Source organism: Massilia sp. METH4, assembly GCF_037094685.1.
Taxonomy (GTDB): domain Bacteria; phylum Pseudomonadota; class Gammaproteobacteria; order Burkholderiales; family Burkholderiaceae_D; genus Rugamonas.
The window spans coordinates 3,843,922-3,863,873 of the sequence record NZ_CP146614.1 but is presented as its reverse complement, the minus strand read 5'-3'; the positions used below and the strand labels follow the sequence as shown (position 1 = coordinate 3,863,873).

At 67.0% G+C, this 19,952-nt stretch carries 13 protein-coding genes; 1 reads left to right on the top strand and 12 read right to left on the bottom strand.

Annotated features, from left to right (window positions below; genetic code table 11):
• Positions 1-237: 237 nt before the first annotated feature.
• From V6Z91_RS17020 to hemC, 12 genes are all read right to left on the bottom strand, one after another.
• Positions 238-828, bottom strand: coding sequence for a DUF6624 domain-containing protein (locus V6Z91_RS17020; RefSeq protein WP_338758873.1), 591 nt, complete (start codon positions 826-828; stop codon positions 238-240).
• A gap of 92 nt (positions 829-920) precedes the next feature.
• Complete coding sequence (locus V6Z91_RS17015) at positions 921-2,345, bottom strand: sulfatase-like hydrolase/transferase (RefSeq protein WP_338758872.1); 1,425 nt, start codon at positions 2,343-2,345, stop codon at positions 921-923.
• A 12-nt stretch (positions 2,346-2,357) separates the two neighbouring features.
• Positions 2,358-4,778, bottom strand: a complete 2,421-nt coding sequence (locus V6Z91_RS17010) for a TonB-dependent receptor (RefSeq protein WP_338758871.1) — start codon at positions 4,776-4,778, stop codon at positions 2,358-2,360.
• An 83-nt stretch (positions 4,779-4,861) separates the two neighbouring features.
• Positions 4,862-6,262: an aryl-sulfate sulfotransferase gene (locus tag V6Z91_RS17005; RefSeq protein WP_338758870.1), complete on the bottom strand. Its 1,401-nt coding sequence runs from the start codon at positions 6,260-6,262 to the stop codon at positions 4,862-4,864.
• Positions 6,263-6,542: 280 nt separating this feature from the next.
• The gene (locus V6Z91_RS17000; RefSeq protein WP_338758869.1) at positions 6,543-8,234 is read right to left on the bottom strand and encodes a methyl-accepting chemotaxis protein; all 1,692 of its coding nucleotides are present in this window, start codon (positions 8,232-8,234) and stop codon (positions 6,543-6,545) included.
• 115 nt (positions 8,235-8,349) lie between these two features.
• Positions 8,350-9,468: a HupE/UreJ family protein gene (locus V6Z91_RS16995; protein ID WP_338758867.1), complete on the bottom strand. Its 1,119-nt coding sequence runs from the start codon at positions 9,466-9,468 to the stop codon at positions 8,350-8,352.
• Position 9,469: 1 nt separating this feature from the next.
• Positions 9,470-11,527 (bottom strand): DUF3500 domain-containing protein, encoded by a 2,058-nt coding sequence (locus V6Z91_RS16990; protein WP_338758865.1) that lies wholly within the window; start codon positions 11,525-11,527, stop codon positions 9,470-9,472.
• A gap of 399 nt (positions 11,528-11,926) precedes the next feature.
• On the bottom strand, positions 11,927-12,466 hold the full coding sequence (ppa, locus tag V6Z91_RS16985) for an inorganic diphosphatase (protein WP_338758863.1): 540 nt from the start codon (positions 12,464-12,466) through the stop codon (positions 11,927-11,929).
• A gap of 124 nt (positions 12,467-12,590) precedes the next feature.
• Positions 12,591-13,757 (bottom strand): heme biosynthesis protein HemY, encoded by a 1,167-nt coding sequence (locus V6Z91_RS16980; RefSeq protein WP_338771905.1) that lies wholly within the window; start codon positions 13,755-13,757, stop codon positions 12,591-12,593.
• A gap of 31 nt (positions 13,758-13,788) precedes the next feature.
• Positions 13,789-14,940, bottom strand: a complete 1,152-nt coding sequence (locus V6Z91_RS16975) for a uroporphyrinogen-III C-methyltransferase (RefSeq protein WP_338758861.1) — start codon at positions 14,938-14,940, stop codon at positions 13,789-13,791.
• The gene (locus V6Z91_RS16970; RefSeq protein ID WP_338758859.1) at positions 14,937-15,731 is read right to left on the bottom strand and encodes a uroporphyrinogen-III synthase; all 795 of its coding nucleotides are present in this window, start codon (positions 15,729-15,731) and stop codon (positions 14,937-14,939) included. The genes V6Z91_RS16975 and V6Z91_RS16970 overlap by 4 nt, the downstream gene beginning before the upstream one ends.
• A gap of 4 nt (positions 15,732-15,735) precedes the next feature.
• Entirely contained in the window at positions 15,736-16,704 is a 969-nt protein-coding gene (gene hemC, locus V6Z91_RS16965; RefSeq protein ID WP_338758857.1) for a hydroxymethylbilane synthase, read from the bottom strand.
• Between the two features lie 220 nt (positions 16,705-16,924).
• Between hemC and ppc the strand changes: the two genes are divergently transcribed.
• Positions 16,925-19,747, top strand: coding sequence for a phosphoenolpyruvate carboxylase (gene ppc / locus V6Z91_RS16960; RefSeq protein WP_338758855.1), 2,823 nt, complete (start codon positions 16,925-16,927; stop codon positions 19,745-19,747).
• The last annotated feature ends 205 nt before the right edge of the window (positions 19,748-19,952 follow it).

Sequence of the window (19,952 nt, the reverse complement as noted above, 5' to 3'; positions counted from 1 at the left end):
TATCAACTTGAAAGGTAGTGTCCTCTCGATCCGATTCTAGAAGATGCGTACCGCGATTTGAGCGGCCCGCCGGCAAACGGTCAGCGGGTTGAGTGATACCGGGCGAACAGTCGGAAGGGTGCAACAAGCTGAAATATCAGCTTGCGCGTGGCGGTGACTTGCAGTATATGGTCACGTTACCAGAGCAGCCGGCGCATCTGCTGCCGCCGGGCCGGAACCCGGCACGGCGGCTGCTGGTTACGGCTTGGGCGGTTGCGGCGCGGCCGCCGCGATCTCGGCGCACTTGCCCGAGATGAGCGCAATGTACTCCGCGATCGGCGGCAGCCCCACTTCGGCGCGCCGCTTGTCGACTTTGCCCTCGTCCTCGATCGCGCGCGGCGCCCAGCGGGTCGGTTCCACGCACATGCCCTGCGTGCCGTAGCGCTGCGGCTCGTTGATTCGGTCGTACAGGTAGGCGTAGTTCTTGCGCGAGACTTCGCCGGAGTCGAGCAGCTTCTCGATTCGCGCCAGCACGTCGGCCTGGAAGGCACGATCGCGATCGGCATGCTGGGCCAGCAGCCAGGCGGCCAGGGCACCATCCTCGCCCACCATCGATTTCGTGGGCCACCCTTCCTTCGCCACGATCTCCTTCAGCCGCGCGGTGTGCTCGGCATCCACCTTCACCATCGCCTGCGGGTCCGGCGCGCCGCCGCTGCCCCCGCGCGCGCGCTGGTCCACATCGCGCATCCGCAGCAGTTCTTCGCGCAAGTCGGGCCGGGTTGGCGCATCGGCGGCAATGGCGGAAGCAGCGGCAGACAGGATCAACATCGACAGTGCGGCTTTCATCATACGATCGTCTCCATGGCAAAGTGATCAAGAAGTCTGCCATGAAGCGCGCCGCGCGGCCAGAGGCGGGCCTTGGCTGGCGCGCCTCGCCTGCATCAATCGGTGCCTTCCGGCGCGTACTTGTCGGCCTGCACCTTGCCGTTCACGCCGTGCGTGCGCACCTCCGGCGTGATCGGCAGCATCTCGCTGTTCCACTGCTCCCATTGCAGCTTCAGGTCGGCCAGCTTGTCCGGGAACCTCCGCGCCAGGTTGGCGCGTTCGCGCTGGTCTTTCGACAAGTCGAACAGGAATTCGTTGCCGTTCAATTTCAGGTATTTCCAGTCGCCGGCGCGCACCGCGCGCTGCGCATTGGCCTTGTAGCGCCAGAACAGCGTGCGCTCCACGGGTTTGTCGTCGCCCAGCAGCACCGGCAGCAGGTTCTTGCCATCGGGCGGGTGCGAGGTGGCCGGCTCCGTGCCGGCGGCGGCCAGCAGGGTGGGCAGCCAGTCCATGCTGATCGCCACCTGGTCGCTCACCTGTCCCGCCTTGATCTTCGCGGGCCAGCGCACGATGCCGGGCACGCGGATGCCGCCTTCCAGCAATTCCGTTTTCTGGCCGGAGAACGGCCACGTCTTCGAGAAACGCTCGCCGCCGTTATCGCTGGTGAAGATCACGATCGTGTTCTCCGCCAGGCCCTTCTGTTCCAGCGTCTTGAGCACGCGGCCGATCGACGCGTCCAGCGCCACCACCATCTTCGCGTAGGTTTCCAGGTCGCCGCCGTCGTAGTGGAAGATGTTCGAGATCTGCTTCGACACTTCTTCATCCTTCGGGCCTTCCCACGGCCAGTGCGGCGCCGTGTAGTGCAGCGACAGGAAGAACGGTTTATCGGACGAGTGCTTCTTGATGTAGCCCGATGCGCGGTCGCCCAGCAGGTCCGTGTAGTAGCCCACTTCGGAGACCGGCGTTTCGCCCTCGTACAGGTCTTCCTTCACGTTCGGGCCCACTCCCGGCTTGTGCGTGAAGTAGTCGATCGCGCCGCCGTAGTTGCCGTAGAAGGTTTCGTAGCCGCTCTTCAACGGGCCGAAATTCGGCAGCGAACCAAGGTGCCATTTTCCGAACAGCGCGGTGCGGTAGCCGGCTGCCTTCAGCAGCGACGGCAGCGTGGGGTGGTCCGGCGGCAGGCCGATCGTATCGGATGCGCCGGCGATCGGCTCTTCCAGGCCGCCGCGCAGCCGGTACTGGTAGCGGCCCGTGATCAGGCCGAAGCGGGTGGCCGAGCACACGGCGGAATTCGAGTAATGCTGCGTCAGGCGCAGGCCCTGCGCCGCCAGCCTGTCGAGATTGGGCGTCTTGAACTCGGTGTTGCCGTAGACGGACAGGTCGGCCCAGCCCAGGTCGTCGGCCAGGATGAAGATGATGTTCGGCTTGCCCGCCGAGCCGCCTCGCCCAGGCTTGCCGAAGGCCGCCGAAGGCAATACCGCCAGCGTACCAAGGCCGCCCAGGCCTCCGATAACGGCGCGTCGTTTCTTGTCGATGCTCATGTGATCTCCTGTTTAAAATTCATGGCGCCCGGTGATGCCGGCCGTGCGCGGGGTGCCGATGACGGCGTTGTAGGAACCGAAACCGCTGTTCCACATGCTGGTGTAGTGATGCTTGTCGAAGGCGTTCTTGACCCACAGCGAAATATCCCAGGCGGCGCCGCGCGTGCTGCGCAGGCCCAGCGACAGGTTGCTCACGCTGTACGACGGGATCTTCGCGTACTCGGATGCGTCCAGCGTGCCGTAGGTGTCGCTGCGGTAGGCATAGTTCGCGTTCACATAGCCTTGCAGCCCTTCGGCCACGGCGCGCGAGTACTGCGCGCCGAGGTTGCCGATCCAGCGCGGCGCATTGACCAGCGCATTGCGGCCGGACAGGTCGCAGAACGTGCCGGCGCGTTCCGGCGCGCACGGAGCGTTCGTGTAGCGCAGGTAGCTCGCGTCGTTGAACGAGCCGTTGGCACGCAGCGTGAGGCCGCGCAGCGGCGTGACGATGGCTTCGATCTCGATGCCGCGCGTGCGCACGTCGCCCGCGTTGGTGAGATACGACGTGCGGCTGACCGGGTCGTAGGCATTGCTCTGGTAGCCGTGCACGATGGTGGCGAACAGATTGCCGTTCAGCTGCAGGCGGTTCTCCAGCAGGGTGCTCTTCACGCCCAGTTCCAGCGCATTCGCGCGCTCGGCGCCCACCAGCATCGAGGCGACGCCGCCGGCACCCGGCACGGCCAGGTTGATGCCGCCGGATTTCTCGCCGTGCGACAGGCTGCCGTACAGCAGTACTTCCGGCTGGAGCTTGTAGCCGGCCGAGAACAGCGCCGTCGGGCTCGATTGCGTGAGCGACAAATCGCCCGAATCGAATACGCCATAGCGGCCGTTGCGCGCGGCCAGCGCGGCGCCCGTTACCGTCGCGCCGCCGGTCGGCGCATTGCGGATCACGCGCGCCCACTTGTCCTCATAGCTGGCGCGCACGCCGGCCGTGAGGTCGAGCCGGTCGGTGGCGTGCCAGGTCGACTGGCCGAACAGCGCATAGCTGTTCACGCGCAGCTCGCCGGGCGCCGTGCTGCTCACGTTGGACCAGGCGCCGGCCGGGTTGCCGTTGTAGCGGTCGGCCAGCGGGCCGTTCTCGGTGAACGAATTGTTCGACAGTTCCTGGTAGTAGTAATAGGCGCCAAACACGGATTCGACAGCGCGGCCGGACGGCGTGGCCCAGCGCAGCTCCTGCGTGAACTGCTTGTGGTTGGCGGAGGCGCCCACGTTCAGCGTGACCGGCACCGGCAGCCCGTCGTCGTTGCGCGGCACGAAGTTCCAGCGGCGCCATGCCGTGATGGACGTGAGCCTTGCATCGTCGGCGAAAGTCCAGTTGGCCTCCGCCGACACGCCGCCCTGGTGCACCGTCACGCTCGAACCGGAATCGAGGTTGACGGCGCGCCGCGCAGGATCGAGCACCGGGGTGGCGCCCACCAGCGCGGCCTGCGTGATGGCGCGGCCCGAGGGGCCGGCGCTGTAGAACACCAGCGTGCCGTTGTTCGAGTTTTCCTCGTGGTAGTCGGCGATCACGCGCAGGCTGAAGGCGCGACCCGGTTCATACAGCAGTTGCCCGCGCACCCCCTGGCGGTCGCCGCCCTGCACCTTGTCGCCGTTGTACAGGTTCGTGATGTAGCCGTCGTCGTGCGTCTTGTAGGCGGAGAGCCGGTAGGCCGTCGTGTCGTTGACGGGGCCGGACAAGGCGAGCTTGCCCTGCACGTAGCCGAACTGGCCGCCGGACAGTTCCACGCTGCGCTCGGGCGTGGAGGTCGGCTTCTTCGTCGAGATGTTCAATACCCCGGCGGTGGTGTTCTTGCCGAACAGCGTGCCCTGCGGGCCGCGCAGCAGTTCCAGCTGCTGCACGTCCAGCGCGTCGAACGCGGCCATGCCGGGGCGCGCCAGGTACACATTGTCCAGGTAGATGCCGACGCTGCCTTCCAGGCCGTCGCTGGCGGGGTTGTTGCCCAGGCCGCGCACCGCGAAGCTCAGCTGGCGCGCATGCACGTAGTTGATCGTGGTGCTGGGCAGCAGTTGCTGCAGGTCCTGCACGCGGTAGATGCGGCTGCCTTCCAGTGCGTCCTCGCCCAGCACCGTCATCGGCGTGGGCACGCTTTGCGAGCTTTCCACGCGGCGGCGCGTCGTCACGAGCACGGTTTGCAGGGCGCCGACGAAGGTTTCGGCGGCGGCGCCCGCCTCTGCTTGCGCGCCGGCGGCAGCCTCGCTTGCCGCCTCGTTTGCGGCCACGTTTGCGACCCCGGTTGCCTCTCCGGTCGCCGCTGCGCCGGTTGCGGCGGCAAGCGCGGCGCCGGATGGCGCGGCAGCCACGGCGGCCACCAGCGGCGTGGCTTGCGCGGTGCCCGCATAGGCGGCCAGCAGGGCCAGTGCGATGGCGGTATGTTGGAATGACTTGTTCAAGATGCTCCCCTCGTTATTGTTGTGTGGGCGTGGCGCGCCCTGCCCCCTCGGCGGGCGCGCCGGTGTTTTCGGTAAAGCTGGATTTATTGCCTGGCGATGGCGGGCATGGGCACCGGCTGCTCGGAACGCGGCGTGCCCTCGGGCACCCAGTCGTACGGCACCGGCTGCGCGCGATAGACCCAGTTCGTGTCGATCTGCTTGCCGCTGCCGCCCACTGCGGACACGCCGTAGTACGGGCTCACGTACTCCCACACGATGTCGCCGCGCGGTGTGACTTGGAAGAAGCGGCCGGTCATGCCTTCGTCGATCAGCGTGTTCCCGTTCGGCAGGCGGCGCGCGCTCGAGATGAAGGCACTGTAGAAGCTCCATTGCGGCTGGCGCGAATCGGTGGCCGTGTACTGCCACACGATCCGCTTGCTGACCGGGTCGATCTCCAGCACGCGCGAGTGCGGGAAGATGCCGGGGCTGACCTTCGGATAGCCGGCCTCGCCCTGGTTGTCGAACACCAGCAGGTTGCCGGCGCCGGGCAGGCCTTCGGGAATGATGTGGGCGTCGTGCGGGCCGATGATCTGGTCCACGGCGCGCGGCACCGCCGTGCCGGCGATGGCCGGATAGTCGGGGCCCAGCGACCAGACGATCTTGCCGGTCTTCTTGTCGATGATGACGATGAAATTGGCTTCGCGCGAATCGACCAGGATATTGTCCGGCGCGAAGCGGCTGTCGCCGGCCTTGTGCCATTTGTTCGGTCCGACCACCGACATATTGTTGATGTGCAGCCAGTCGACCGCCTGCGCCCCGTGCTTAGGCTGCGCGGCTTTCACAAGCTTTAGTGCCTCGGGCGAGAAGCCGAATTCGTCGAGGTGCTCGGATGCGGTCCATTGCCAGGCGAGCTTGCCGTCCGGCGTGACCTCGTAGATCACGTCGTCGAGCAGGGCCTTCGCGGCGAAGCCGGGCACGGCATGCACCTTGTTCGCGAGTACCAGCGTGTTGCCGTTGGCGAGGCGCCGCCAGTCATGGTGCTGCTTGGCGGTGCCGCCCGGCGCGCCGGCGCTGTCGACCGAGGCGGAAGCGTACGCATCCTGCGCGCCCTCGCCCCACTGCCACAGCACCTTGCCGTTCCAGTCCACTTCGCCGATCGATTTGTTGCCGAGGCCATTGCCGGCCTGCTGCACGCCGGGCAGCTGCGCCAGCTGCACCAGCACATTGCCCTTTTTGCCCTTGGTCAGCGCGGGGTCGAGCAGCACCGGCGGGAAGCCTTCGTACGGCCACTGCCTCACCTCGTTGCCGTTCATGTCGATGAGGTGTGTCTTCTTGTCCTGCCCCGAGAACAGCACATAGCCATTCCAGGCGCGCTCCGGATCATAGCGCGTGACGCCGGTAGGATGCACGCTGGGCGCCGCGACCGCCGGCATCGCCACCATCATCGCCGCCGCCAGCGCACCAAGGGTTGGCAGGGTCGTGAAGCGGCGTCGTGCAACGGTCATGGAAACCTCCTTTAGATGAGATGACTACAGATGAGTGCGGTCATCATAAGGAGGGGTTATGAAAGGGGCCACGAATGAATTTGCATAATGTTATGCGGTGCGATCGCATACCCTTATGCGACAAGGCACCTCATGCAACGATGCTTGTTCAGATTGGCACGACCCGGGATCGGGTCGCGCGAGGGGAGACGCCGGGCGCACGGCGATGGCGCGCCCGGCAGGGAAAGCAGGCCGGCCGTGGCCCGTCATGCGGCCCGGCCGGATGACGCGACAAATCCGATCAGAACTCTTCCCACTCGTCCGCCATCGCGGCCGCCGGTGCCGCCGGCTTGGCGGTCTTGGCGGGCTTGACCACTGGCACCGCCACGGCGCGTGTCACCGCGGCCGGGCGAACCGGTGCCGGGGCCGCGAAGCTCGCCAGCGCCGTATCGAGCTTGAACAGGCCGACCGCCTGCGCCAGCCTGGCCGCCTGGTCCTGCATCGCCCCCGCCGCCGCGGCCGATTGCTCGACCAGGGCCGCGTTCTGCTGGGTCGCCTCGTCCATCAGGCCGATGGACTGGTTCACCTGCTCGATGCCGACCGCCTGCTCCCTGGTCGCGGCGGTGATCTCGGCCATGATGCCGGTGACACGGCGGATCGATTCGACCACCTGCTCCATCGTCGCGCCGGCCTGGTCGACCAGCTTGGCGCCGGCATCCACCTTCTGGACCGAATCGCCGATCAAGCCCTTGATCTCCTTCGCGGCGGCGGCCGAACGCTGCGCCAGCGTGCGCACTTCCGAGGCCACGACGGCAAAGCCGCGCCCCTGTTCGCCGGCGCGCGCCGCTTCCACCGCGGCGTTGAGCGCCAGGATGTTCGTCTGGAACGCGATGCCGTCGATGACGCCGATGATGTCGACGATCTTGCGCGACGATTCGTTGATCGAGCCCATCGTGGTGATGACCTTGCCGACCACCGCGCCCCCTTCGACGGCGACGTTCGACGCCGTGATCGCCAGTTCGTTCGCCTCGCTGGCATTGTCGGCGTTGCGGCGCACAGTGCCGGTGATCTGCTCCATCGAGGCGGCCGTTTCCTGCAGGGACGCGGCCTGCTGTTCGGTGCGGCTCGACAGATCGAGGTTACCGGAGGCGATCTCGCCCGACGCGCCGGCGATCGTATCGGTGCCGCCGCGCACGTCGGTGACGATCTTCACGAGGCTGTCGTTCATGTTACGCAGCGCGCGCAGCAATGCGCCCGTTTCGTCGTTCGTGGTGGCGTCGATCTTGCGCGTCAGGTCGCCGCTGGCCACCGTCTCGGCCAGCTCGACCGCTTCGCGGATCGGGCGCACGATGCCGCGCGTAAGGACCCAGGAGCACAGCGCACCCAGCGTCACCGCCGCCGCGGCCAGGATGCCGATCATGCGCGCGCTGGCCCCGTTATCGGCCGTGATGCCTGCGGCGATGGTGTCGATGCGGCGCTGCTGCATGTGGACCAGTTGCGCCAGGGTGCTCTCGTAGATGTCGGCCGCCGGGATATATTCCTCGTTCAGGATGCGCGCCGAGCCGGCCGGGTCGCCGTCGGTACGTGCCTTGATCGCCTTGTCCTTGGCCTGGGTGTAGGCCTTGCGCAGTTCGCCGATGCGCTTGAACAGGGCACGTTCTTCCTCGCCCTCGAGCAGCGGTTCGATCTGCTTGATCAGTTCCGTGGAACGGCCGGACGTCTTGATGCCGTCGGCCTTGAAGAACTCCGCCAGGCTCGTGTCGTTGCTCTTGACGATCGCTGCGGTGCGGCGCACCGCGGCGAAGGTCTGCGTGTGCCATTCGCTCATCAGGCGCTCTTTCGCCAGGGGCACAGCCATCATCGCGCTGGTCTCGTCGGCGATCTTGTTCAGGCGCCAGATGGCAGCCACCGCGATCACGATGGTCAGGCCGAGCACGAGCGTAAAGACCACGCCGAGACGCCTGCCGATATTCATGTTGGCGAATGCTTTCATCGTCACTTCTTCCCGTTTTGATTGAAAGCGCCGCATTGTACCGCCTCGGCCTGGCATTTTATGCATCCCTGCGGTAACTACTTATTCCAATTTGCAACACGCAAAGGAGGTAGCGTCATACCCTTTGCACAACCCACGCGACGGCCGCCGCACCGGCGGCCAGTATGGCGACGCGCCTGCCCCGCGTGCCGAAACGCGAGCGCGCCAGCAGCACCAGCAGCGGCGCGGCCAGCGCCACGATCACGGCCTGCATGGTTTCGATGCCCAGGTTGAAGGCGAGGATGCCGCAAGCCAGCCGCAGGCCCGACAGATCCAGTTCCCGCAGCGTGGCGCCGAATGCGAGGCCGTGCACGAGGCCGAAGCCGGCGGCGATCCACGCTTCGCGGCGCGGGAAGAGCGGCCGCCAGGCATGGGCAGCGGAGACGAGGATCGACGCCGCGATCGCCACTTCCACGGGTTGTTCGGGTACCCGCACGGCACCCGTGGCACCCAGCAACAGCGTGAGCGAATGTCCCACGGTGAAGGCGGTCACCACCTTCAGCAGGTTGGCGGCCAGGTGGCGCGTGCCGCCGTAGCCTTGCCACCGCCCACCGTTGGCGACCAGCGCCGCGGGCAGCAGCAAAGTGAGGAGGAAAAGCAGGTGGTCGGCGCCTTCGGCGATATGGGCCATGCCCAGCCTGAACAGGTCGGCGCTGCCGATCCACCAGCGCGGATCGGCGCCGCGCACGGCCACGCTGCGCTGGCCGAAGCGCAGCGTGCCGACGACGCGCGGCCTGGCCTCCCCCCTGCCGCGCATCGCCACGATCGTGACATGGCTCGGCACCTGGTGCGCGATCGCATCGACGTTCAGGGTAAAGCGGTCGAGCGGCGCGCCCGCGGGCGGGCGCAAGGTCAGCGAAGCCACCACGTCGGCCGGGCGCTGGCGCAGCATCCACCGCACGTCTCCCGTCTTCACCGTCCATGCCCGGCCGTCCGGCGCCACCGGGCGGATGTGCGCGGCCAGGTAGGCGCCGAGTTGCACATCGGTGACGAGGGCGCTGTCCGGCCCCGGCTCGGCCGGCCGCCGGTCCAATGCCAGCGCCAGCTCGTCCAGCGGCAGCGTGACCTGGGCATGCACGCTGTCGGCGCGGCCTTCGAGCAGCACCTCGGATTGCGGCGACGGGTGGGCCGATGCCGCCGCCACCGCGAAGGCGAGGCACGGCACGGCCACGCATTGCAGGAACCTCGTCAGCACGTCAGAAGCTGCCGCCGTAATCGGCCGTCTTGTCGCGCCATATCGTGTGGTAGTGGACATTGGTGCCGTACACCACGCCCTGCTGCACGACGAATTCGATCCACACGCGCGGCCCGTCGATGCGCATGTACGAGTGCTGCGCGTCGAGCGGCACCGCCTTCGCGTTCGGGTAGGCGGAGAAATCGGCCTTGGTGCCGTTCTGGCCGACGCCATAGGCCACATAGGTGTCGGCCAGTGCCTCGTCGGACAGGTATTCGCCCAGCAGCGCGGCCGCCACGTCCGCCGCCTGCGTGTTCACCCAGGCTTCGATCGCTGCGCGCACATAGGCCTTCTGCGTGTCGTTCATGGCCGGGTATTGCAGGCCGCGGCCGCTGGTCGGGTACACCAGCGACTTGTAGTTGCCGTCGCTGTTGCCCGAAGCGCCCATCAGCACGTCGGTGAAGGTGCCGGCCAGTTTCGCGGCGGCGCTCGCCGTGCTGTCCGCATGGATGGCTTCGGCCAGGTTGTACATGGCGGCGCGCTGCCTTTCCATCGGCGCGTGCGCGTACCCCGCGGTGGAAGCATTGTTCGTGACGGTCACCGTGCCGTCCGCGGCCACGCTCCAGTCGGGCGGTTCGACGCCGATGAATGCCGGCGTGGCGCTTACCTTGCTGGCGTTGTAGGTGATGTTATAGGCCAGGTGGTGGCCGATCACCTGCAGGATCCAGGGCGACGTCTTCGAGGGCGTGCCCACGAAGGCGATCGAATACAGGTCGCTGCCGTAGCCCATCGCTGCCATGCCGCCGCCGGTGCCCGTTGGCGGGGTGCCGGCACCGTCCGGAGGGAAGGTCCCGGCCATCGGCGTTCCGGTACCGTCCGTCGGGAAGGTGCCGGTGGGTGGCATGCCCGTACCGCCCGGCATGCCGGTGCCGGTGCCGTTCGCCTGCGCCGTGGCCAGCACCTGATCGGCCGCGCGCAGCTCGCCCAGCAGCGCGATGCCGGTGGCGCTCAGCGCCTTCGCGATCACGGCATTGGCCGCCGCCAGCTGCTCGCTGTTCAGCGCGCTGCCGTTCAGGCGCAGGCCGTGGCGGTTGCCCGGCAGGTTCGTCCACTGGTTCGCATTGGCCAGCGAGTAGTCGAACAGCACCGTGGTGGACGACGTGGCATCGGTGGCGACAGTCTTCTGCTGCGCCGTCAGCGTGGCCAGGAAGGCATTTGCGGCGTTGACGACGGCCGCCGTGTTGGCGCCATCGCCCAGGACGTTCACCTTCAGCTCCGCCGTGGTGCTGGTGGCGGTACCCGCCGTGTTCGTGGCCACGACCTGGTAGATGCCGGCGCTGTTGGCGTTTGCCGCCGTGATCGTGTAGGTGGGGCCGTTGGCACCGGCGAGGGGCACGTCGTTGCGGTACCACTGGTAAGCGACGCTGGTGCCGCTGACGGCGACCGAGAACGTGACGCCCGTGCCGGCGTTCACCGTTTGCGAGCGCGGCTCCGTGATGATCACGGGCGCGGTCACGTTCGGCGACACGGCGATCACGGCCGCGGTGCTCTGCGCCGAACCGGCCGCGTTCAAGACCTGCACCATGTAGCTGCCGGCACTGGACGCCGAATACGTGGCCGCCGTCGCGCCGCCGATCGCCACGCCGTCCTTGTACCACTGGTACGTGAGATCGGCCCCTTCCGCGCCCACCTTCAGCACCTGGCTGGTACCCGTCAGGATCGTGGCGGACGCCGGCTGCGCGGTGATGACCGGGGCGGTCGTGACCGACACCACGGCGTTGCCGCTCGTGATCGAACCTTCGGCATGAGTCACCACCACGTAGTAGCTGCCGGCCGCCGTGGCCGTGTAGATGGCGGCCGTGGCGCCATCGATCGGAGCACCGTCCTTGTACCACTGGTAAGCGAGGCCGCTACCCTTGACGACGACCGACAGCACGCCGTTCGAACCGTCGATGATCGTGACCGACGCGGGTTGCGTCACGATCGCGGGACCTGTTTCCGTGTCGGATGAACTGCCGCAGCCGGACAGGAACAGCGTGAGCGAAGTGGCGATGACCGCTGCCCGTGTTGAAAAGTGCATGCGCGTACTCCGTGGTTGGTTTGGATACGCGGCACTGTAGCGAAGCGGGTCGCCGGCGGGATGGGTCTTGCGGGAGTTTTGCGGGGTTTTACGCGGCTTTACAGGTGTTGCACAGGCAGCGAAAGCCGAGGCCGCTACCGGCCTTTGCGTGCTGGTGTTGCGTGCTGGTGTTGCGTGCTGGTGTCGGACACCTTCAGGTGTTCGACACCGGTTTTCCTTTGAGGCACCCGCAATGGCAGGCTCCGCGAGAACCGGTGTCGCACACATTTTCCGGAGAAAGCGCCCGGAAAATATGACCGACACCAGGCCTCAATGAGGTACTGGTTCCGGACATCGGCGGTCGTCAATTGGAAAAGGCAGCCGAAGCTGCCTTTTTCGAGGGTCCTGGTGCCTGCGTGATTACGCCTGCGCGCCCTTCTTGTACGCTTCCACGCCGGACAGGATTTCTTCCTTGGCCGCTTCCGGGCCTTCCCAGCCGTCGACCTTCACCCACTTGCCCGGCTCGAGGTCCTTGTAGTGTTCGAAGAAGTGCTGGATCTGCTGCAGGCGCAGGTCTTGCAGGTCTTCCGGCTTTTGCCAGTGCTTGTAGATCGGCAGCACCTTGTCGACCGGCACCGCCAGCACTTTCGCATCCTGGCCCGCTTCGTCCGTCATCTTCAGCACGCCGATCGCGCGGCAGCGCACGACCACGCCCGGGATCAGCGGGAACGGGGTGATGACCAGCACGTCGACCGGGTCGCCGTCGGCGGACAGCGTGTTCGGCACATAGCCGTAGTTGCACGGGTAGTGCATCGCGGTGCCCATGAAGCGGTCGACGAAGATCGCGCCGGATTCCTTGTCCACTTCGTACTTGATCGGATCGGCATTCATCGGGATCTCGATGATGACGTTGAAGTCATTCGGCACGTCGCGGCCGGCGGATACTTTATTCAGACTCATGTTTTTCCTCGGTAATACAGCTTTGTCAATTGGCTAAACCGCGCAATTATAGCCAAATGCAAGCTGGTGCGGCGCAGCAAATATTGCAACAAAAATGGGGACAGACCCCATTTTCGGAGCAACTTTAGAGGATCGTCGCCAGCGCGCACTGCCGGTAATGGCTGGCAGCTTCTTCCGGCTGCTGCAGCGCCTCGTGCAGCTGGGCGAGTTTCAGGTGGGCTTCTCGCACCATCGCCGGTTCGGTGGCGTCGGACAGCGCCCCCTCCAGGTAGCGCTGGGCCTTGCCCCACAGCTTCTGCTTCAGGCAAAGCGAGCCCAGCGCGAGAGCAAGTTCGGCGTCGTTCGGGCGCTCGGCCAGCCAGGCTTCGCAATGCTCGATCTGGGCCAGCAGCGCGGCCGAGCCGGCCGGGGCGGCGGCGTCGCGGTACGCGCGCACGATGCGTTCGTCCCAGTTCGCCTTGAGCGCTTCTTCCGCCACATGGCGCGCCTCGTCATGCAGCCCGCGCGAATTGAGCGCGGTGGCGGCACGGCAGGCCACATAGGGCTTGACGCGGTCGGTCGTCGGGATCGTGGCCCACACGCGCATGAGCGATTCCGCGTCGTGGGTCTTGTCGGACAAGAGGTGTTCGTAGGACAGTTCTCGCAGCCGGGCCGACAACGCCGGGTGCAGCGCGCGGTGCTTGTCCAGCGAGCGCACGAGGCGCAGCACTTCCGGCCAGTTCTTCGCCTGCTGCTCGGCCTTCAGCGACCATTGCAGCGCATGGATGTGCCGCGTGCCGCTGGCGTTCAGCTCGCGCACGGCCGCCAGCGCCGCTTCCGGCTGGTGGTCGTCCACGAGCAGTTCGGTCATCGTCATCAGGCGCGCCGTCTTCATGGCCGGGTCGTCGGCAACGCGCGCCAGCCACTGGTCGCGGCGGGCCGCCTGGCGCATGCGGTGGGCGGCGCGGGCGCCGATCAGCGCGGCCACGCCGGCGTTTTCCGGCAGCTCAGCGGCGCGCAGCGCGGCCTTCTCGGCATGGCCGAAGCGGCCCTCGAACAGCGCCTTCAACGCGTCGCGCAAGCCCTTGTTGCCGTCGCGTTCGCGCTTGCGCTGGCGGTACTCGGCCACGCGCTCGGGCATCTTGACGGTCGCGCGCACGGCACGCACCACCGCATACAGCAGCACGAACAGCAGGACCTGCAGCACCACGAAGATATTGAGCGACAGGTCCATCCGGTACGGCGGATAGAACAGCACCACGTTGCCCGGGTTGTAGCGGGCCGTCACGGCGATGCCGATGGCGGCCGCCATCAGCGCAAGTAACCAGAGGAATACACGCATGTCAGGGCTTCGCCTTGTAGTTGCGCACGGCGTTCAGGCTGTCCGAGAGGGTGGGCATCTCGATCGACAGGTTGCTGCCCTGTACCTGGCGCAGCAAGGTCTGCACCGTCTGCGTCTGGCGCGCCCGCGTGTCGAAGTGGCGCGCCAGCGTTTCCTGGGCCGCCAGCAGGTCGGCGCGGAAGGCGCCTTCGTTGCGCGACAACAGCGCCATGCGCGCGTTCAGCAAGCGCAGCTTGAGGTTCTCGCGCAGGAAGTAGGCGTGTTCCGGGGCGAGCATCAGCGAGTCGGGGTTCTCCACGGTGCGCACGCGCACCAGCTCGCGCACGTCCGTCCACATCTCGCTGCTCCAGCCATTCCAGGCCGCCTGCAGGCGCGTGACCCACGTATCCTGCGGCACCACGGGCTCCATCTGCGGGGCGCGGCTCTTCACGCGCGCTTCATGCCTGCCCGCCGCCCGGTCGGCCATGCCGTGCGTGGACAGCGTGGCGTCCGACAGCATCGGCAGCGTGTCGACCTGGGCGATCACATTGTCCAGCCGCACGGCCAGGCCCACGGAATCGACGCTCGGCAGCGCCTTCAGCTTCTCGGTATCGCGCGCGATCGCGCGGCGGATGGTGATGAATTGCGGCTTGTCGGAGCGCGACAGGCTGCGGTCGGCGTTCTGCAGCGCGATCAGCGCGCCGGACACGTTGCCGGCCAGTTGCAGCTGCTGGCTCGCCGTCGACAGCACCTGCTCGATCTCGGCCAGCGCCCACTCGTCGCGGTTGCGCGACATGTCGTTGTACAGCTGTTCCAGCGCCAGTTGCTGCGCCTGCGCTTCCTGCTGCCGGTTTTCCAGCACGCCCACCTTCACCTGCAGGTCGCGCGTGGTTTCCTGCACCGACTTCACCAGCTGGTTCGACTCGGCATTGACGGCATCGGCCTTCTGCAGGCGCATCGCCGTCTCCGTGCGCACCTTGCGCATCTGCGTGTGCGTATTGATCGCGTGCGCGGCCAGCAGCAAGGCCAGCACGGCGACGCCGATGGTCAGGTGGCGGTTGGACAGGCCGGAGGGAGCGGAAGGCGGCGTGCCGGCGGGAGCGGGTGGAACGGCCGCGCCGGCCTGGGCGCCGGATGGAGCAGCCGGGTCTGGTAAGGTAGGCAATTCGTTCATGGCCGTGATTGTAACGCGGCGAGCAGGCGCTCGTCGCCGGAACCTGTGAGCGTCAACCGGGTAAGGCCGAGCAGGCGCGCCGTTTCGGCAATCCGGGCATGCGGGACAATAAGATGCTGTTGTTGCATCTTTGCCACAACATCCTCGCAGGCCGCCGAGCAGGCCAGCTCTTCCAGCAGCATGAACAGGCCGCGCAGCGCTTCGGAGCTGGTGACGATCCAGTCGTTCGGCTCGGCCAGCAGCGCCTGCAGGCGTGCCGCGAAGCCGGGCGTCAGCTGGGGAACGCTGCGGCGGTAGGCCGGCAGCACGGTGACATTGGCGCCGGCGGCACGAAAGCCGTCGGCCATCAGTTCGCGGCCCGACTCACCGCGCACGATCAGCACTTCCTTGCCGTTCAGCGCAGGCAGGTCGAGCGCCTGCATCAGGTGCTCGGAGTCGCTGTGCACGGGGTCGAGCGGGCTGACGATGTGCGCGGTCTCCGGCGTGATGCCGTGCGCAGCGAGTGCGGCCCGGCTCCCCTCCCCCACCACGGCCAGCGTGACGCCGGCTGGCCACGCACCGTGTAACTGAGCAATGTGCGCGAAGGCGGCATCGATGGCATTCGGGGACACGAAGGCCACCAGCGCGAATTGCGGCAGCCGCGCCAGCACGGCGCGCAGCTGCGCGGTATCGGGCAGCGGAGAAATGTCGAGCAGCGGCAGCATCTCGGCGCGCCGGCCCAGCGCCGTCACGCGCTCGGCCAGCGGCAAGGCTTGCGCGCGCGGACGGGTGATGACGACGGCGCCCGGCATCCCGTCAGGCGCCGGCGCCGTCCGCCTCGGCGAGGCAGGAGGCGAGGATCGCCACGGCATCCTGTTCGCGCAGCTTCCCGGCGACCTGGTCGCCCAGCTGCGTGGCATCGGTGGCCGGACCGTGCACCGAGGCGCTGGCCACGCGCTTGCCGTCCGGCGTGGCGACCATGGCGCGCAGGTGCATCTGCCCGCCCTCGATGGTGGCGTGCGCGGCGAGCGGCACCTGGCAGCTGCCGCCGAACACCTTCGACACGCGGCGCTCCGCCGTCACGGCCTGGGAAGTCGCGACGTGGTTCAGCGGTGCCAGCAGGGCGACAAGGTCGACACCGTCGGTGCGCTGGGCGATCTCGATAGCCATCGCGCCCTGGCCGGCCGCCGGCAGGCTGTCTTCCGGCTCCAGCAGCGCGCGGATGCGCTGCGGCAGGCCCAGGCGCTTCAGGCCCGCGGCGGCCAGGATGATGGCCGCGTAATCACCGCGGTCCAGTTTGCCGAGGCGGGTATCGAGGTTGCCGCGCAGCGGCTTGATCACGAGGTGCGGATAGCGCGCCGCGATCAGCGCCTGGCGGCGCAGGCTGCTGGTGCCGACGACGGCGCCGGCCGGCAGCTCGGCCAACGAGGCGTAATCGTTGGAGACGAAGGCGTCGCGCGGGTCTTCGCGCTCGAGCACGGCGGCCAGCGCGAAGCCTTCCGGCAGTTCCATCGGCACGTCCTTCAGCGAGTGCACGGCCAGGTCGGCACGGCCCTCGGCCATCGCGACTTCCAGTTCCTTCACGAACAGGCCCTTGCCGCCCACCTTGGACAGGGTGCGATCAAGGATCTGATCGCCGCGGGTCGTCATACCGAGGATTTCGACGCAGCACTGCGGATATAATGATGCCAATTGATCACGCACGTGATTGGCTTGCCACATGGCGAGCCGGCTTTCACGCGAGGCGATCACCAGCCTGGACGGGACGACGGTTGCGCCCCTCATTTCATCCCTTGCTTCCGACTGGACTGATTCAGATGTATTCAAAACCTTGTCTTTCCTGTACTTTATGCTGTTGCCCACGCCGACAAGCGTGCACCAGCGACCTGCGCGTAGTCTTGGACCACAAAATGGACCAGAGATTCTAGCACGCGTATTCCCTGCAGCCGTGGTCACGAGCCCCATGCACCGAACCTCAACTTTGCCACTTCGTAGCGATCATTCCATGGTTAATCAAGTAAGTGCGACAGATAATAATGAACAAAGCGCCGCCGACAAGGACGCGCCGCTGAAAGAAGATATCCGCCTGCTCGGCCGCCTGCTGGGCGACGTGCTGCGCGAACAGGAAGGCGAGGAAGTCTTCGCCGTGGTGGAAACGATCCGCCAGACCGCCGTGCGTTTCCGCCGGGAGGCGGACGCCGGTGCCGCCAAGGAACTGGACGGCATGCTGAAGATCCTGACGAAGGAACAGACCATCTCGGTGGTGCGCGCCTTCTCGTACTTCTCGCACCTGGCCAATATCGCGGAAGACCAGCACCACATCCGCCGCCGCCGCGCCCACCTGCTGGCGGGCTCGCAGCCGCGGCGCGGCAGTACCCGCTACGCCCTTGCCAAGCTGAAGGAAGCCGGCGTCGGCCAGGACACCGTACAGAACTTCTTCAAGGAAGCGCTGATCGCCCCGGTACTGACCGCCCACCCGACCGAGGTGCAGCGCAAGTCGATCCTGGATGCCGAGCACGACATCGCCCGCCTGCTGGCCGAACGCGACCTGCCGCTGACGCCGCGCGAACGCGCCGCCAACCTGCACATGCTGCGCGTGCGCATCGCCACCCTGTGGCAGACGCGCATGCTGCGCTACACGAAACTGACGGTGGCCGACGAGATCGAGAACGCGCTGTCGTACTACCGCATTACCTTCCTCACCGAGGTGCCGGGCCTGTACGACGATATCGAGGCCGATATCGCCGAGCAGTACGGAAGCAGCGACGTTCCCACCATCGAAGCGCCCTATCTGCAGATGGGCAGCTGGATCGGCGGCGACCGCGACGGCAACCCGAACGTGAACGCGGACACGATGCAGCACGCGCTGGCCCGCCAGGCCACGACGATCCTCGACTTCTACCTGGACGAAGCGCACGCGCTGGGCGCCGACCTGTCGATCTCCACGCTGATGGTGCCGTGCAGCCCGCAATTGCAGGCGCTGGCCGATGCATCGCCGGACCAGTCGGACCACCGCGCGGACGAGCCTTACCGCCGCGCGCTGATCGGCATCTACGCCCGCCTGGCCAGCACCGCACGGTCGCTGGGCGCGACCAATATCCTGCGCAAGGAAGTGGGCCATGCCGAGCCGTACCCGGACGCCGCCGCCTTCTCGGCCGACCTGCAGGTGCTGATCGATTCGCTGGAAGCGAACCACGCCGCGCTGCTGGCGCGCCCGCGCCTGACGACCTTGAAGCGCGCCGCCGACATCTTCGGCTTCCACCTGGCTTCGCTGGACATGCGCCAGAGCTCGGACGTGCACGAGCGCGTGCTGACCGAACTGTTTGCCCGCGCCGGCGCCCTGCCGAACTACGCGGAACTCGATGAGGATGCGAAGGTGAAACTGCTGCTGGCCGAGCTGGCCCAGCCGCGCCTGCTGTACTCGCCGTACATCGACTACACGGACGAGACGCAGTCCGAACTGTCGATCTTCCGCGCCGCGCGCGAGATCCGCCGCCGCTACGGCGAGCGGGCCATCAGCAACTACATCATCTCGCACACGGAAACCGTGTCCGACCTGCTGGAAGTGCTGGTACTGCAACAGGAAACGGGGCTGCTGCGCACGAACGCCGCAGGCGAAACGACGGCCGACCTGATGGTGATCCCGCTGTTCGAGACGATCCCCGACCTGCAGCGCGCCGCCGGCATCATGGAAGCGGTGATGTCGCTGCCGCTGGTAAAGGGCCTGATCGAGAAGCGCGGGCAAATCCAGGAAGTGATGCTGGGTTACTCCGACTCGAACAAGGATGGCGGCTTCCTCACGTCGAACTGGGAACTGTACAAGGCCGAGATCGCGCTGATCGAGGTGTTCGGCAAGGCCGGCGTGAAGCTGCGCCTGTTCCACGGCCGCGGCGGCACCGTCGGCCGCGGCGGCGGCCCGAGCTACGAGGCGATCCTGGCGCAACCGAAGGGCACCGTGAACGGCCAGATCCGCCTGACGGAACAGGGCGAGATCATCGCCTCGAAATTCTCGAATGCCGAGATCGGCCGCCGCAACCTGGAGCGCCTGGTCGCGGCCACGCTGGAAGCGAGCCTGATGCCGGTGGCCCACCCGGAGCACACCGAACAGGTAGCGGGCTTCGAAGCCGTGATGGCGGAACTGTCCGACCGCGCGTACAAGGCCTACCGCAACCTCGTGTACGAAACGCCGGGCTTCACCGACTACTTCTTTGCGGCCACGCCGATCGCCGAGATCGCGGAGCTGAACATCGGTTCGCGCCCCGCCTCGCGCAAGTCGACCAAGCGCATCGAAGACCTGCGCGCGATTCCGTGGGGCTTCTCGTGGGGCCAGTGCCGCCTGCTGCTGCCGGGCTGGTACGGCGTGGGCAGCGCCGTGGCGGGCTGGATCGCCGACGGCGACCGCGAGGAACGCCTCGGCAAGCTGCGCGAGATGGCCGAGCACTGGCCGTTCTTCGCCACGCTGCTGTCCAATATGGACATGGTGTTCGCCAAGACCGACCTGGCGATCGCCTCGCGCTATGCCGAACTGGTGGCGGACAAGGAACTGCGCGAGCGGATCTTCAAGCGCATCAGCGACGAGTACCGCCGCACGCTGGAGGTGCTCGATACCGTGACCGGCGCGACCGAACGCCTGGCAGGCAACCCGCTGCTGGCGCGCTCGATCCAGAACCGCTTCCCGTATCTCGATCCGCTGAACCACCTGCAGGTGGAGCTGATCAAGCGGCGCCGGGCGCTGGCCGCCGAGGCGGACAAGGCCGACCCGCGCGTGCACCGCGGCATCCACCTGTCGATCAACGGCGTGGCGGCGGGCTTGCGCAATACGGGCTGATTTTCACGAGCCGACGAAAGCGGACCTGCGGGTCCGCTTTTTTTTTGCTCTGAACTGCCAACGGTGTTCCATGCCTACAACAGGGACAGTCCCCGAATTTTTACAACAGGGACAGTCCCGATTTTTTACAACAGGGACTGTCCCCGATGGCGCCGCAGGCGGCGGCGCACCGATCCCTTGCAGCGTTTCGCGCACTTCGGCGCCG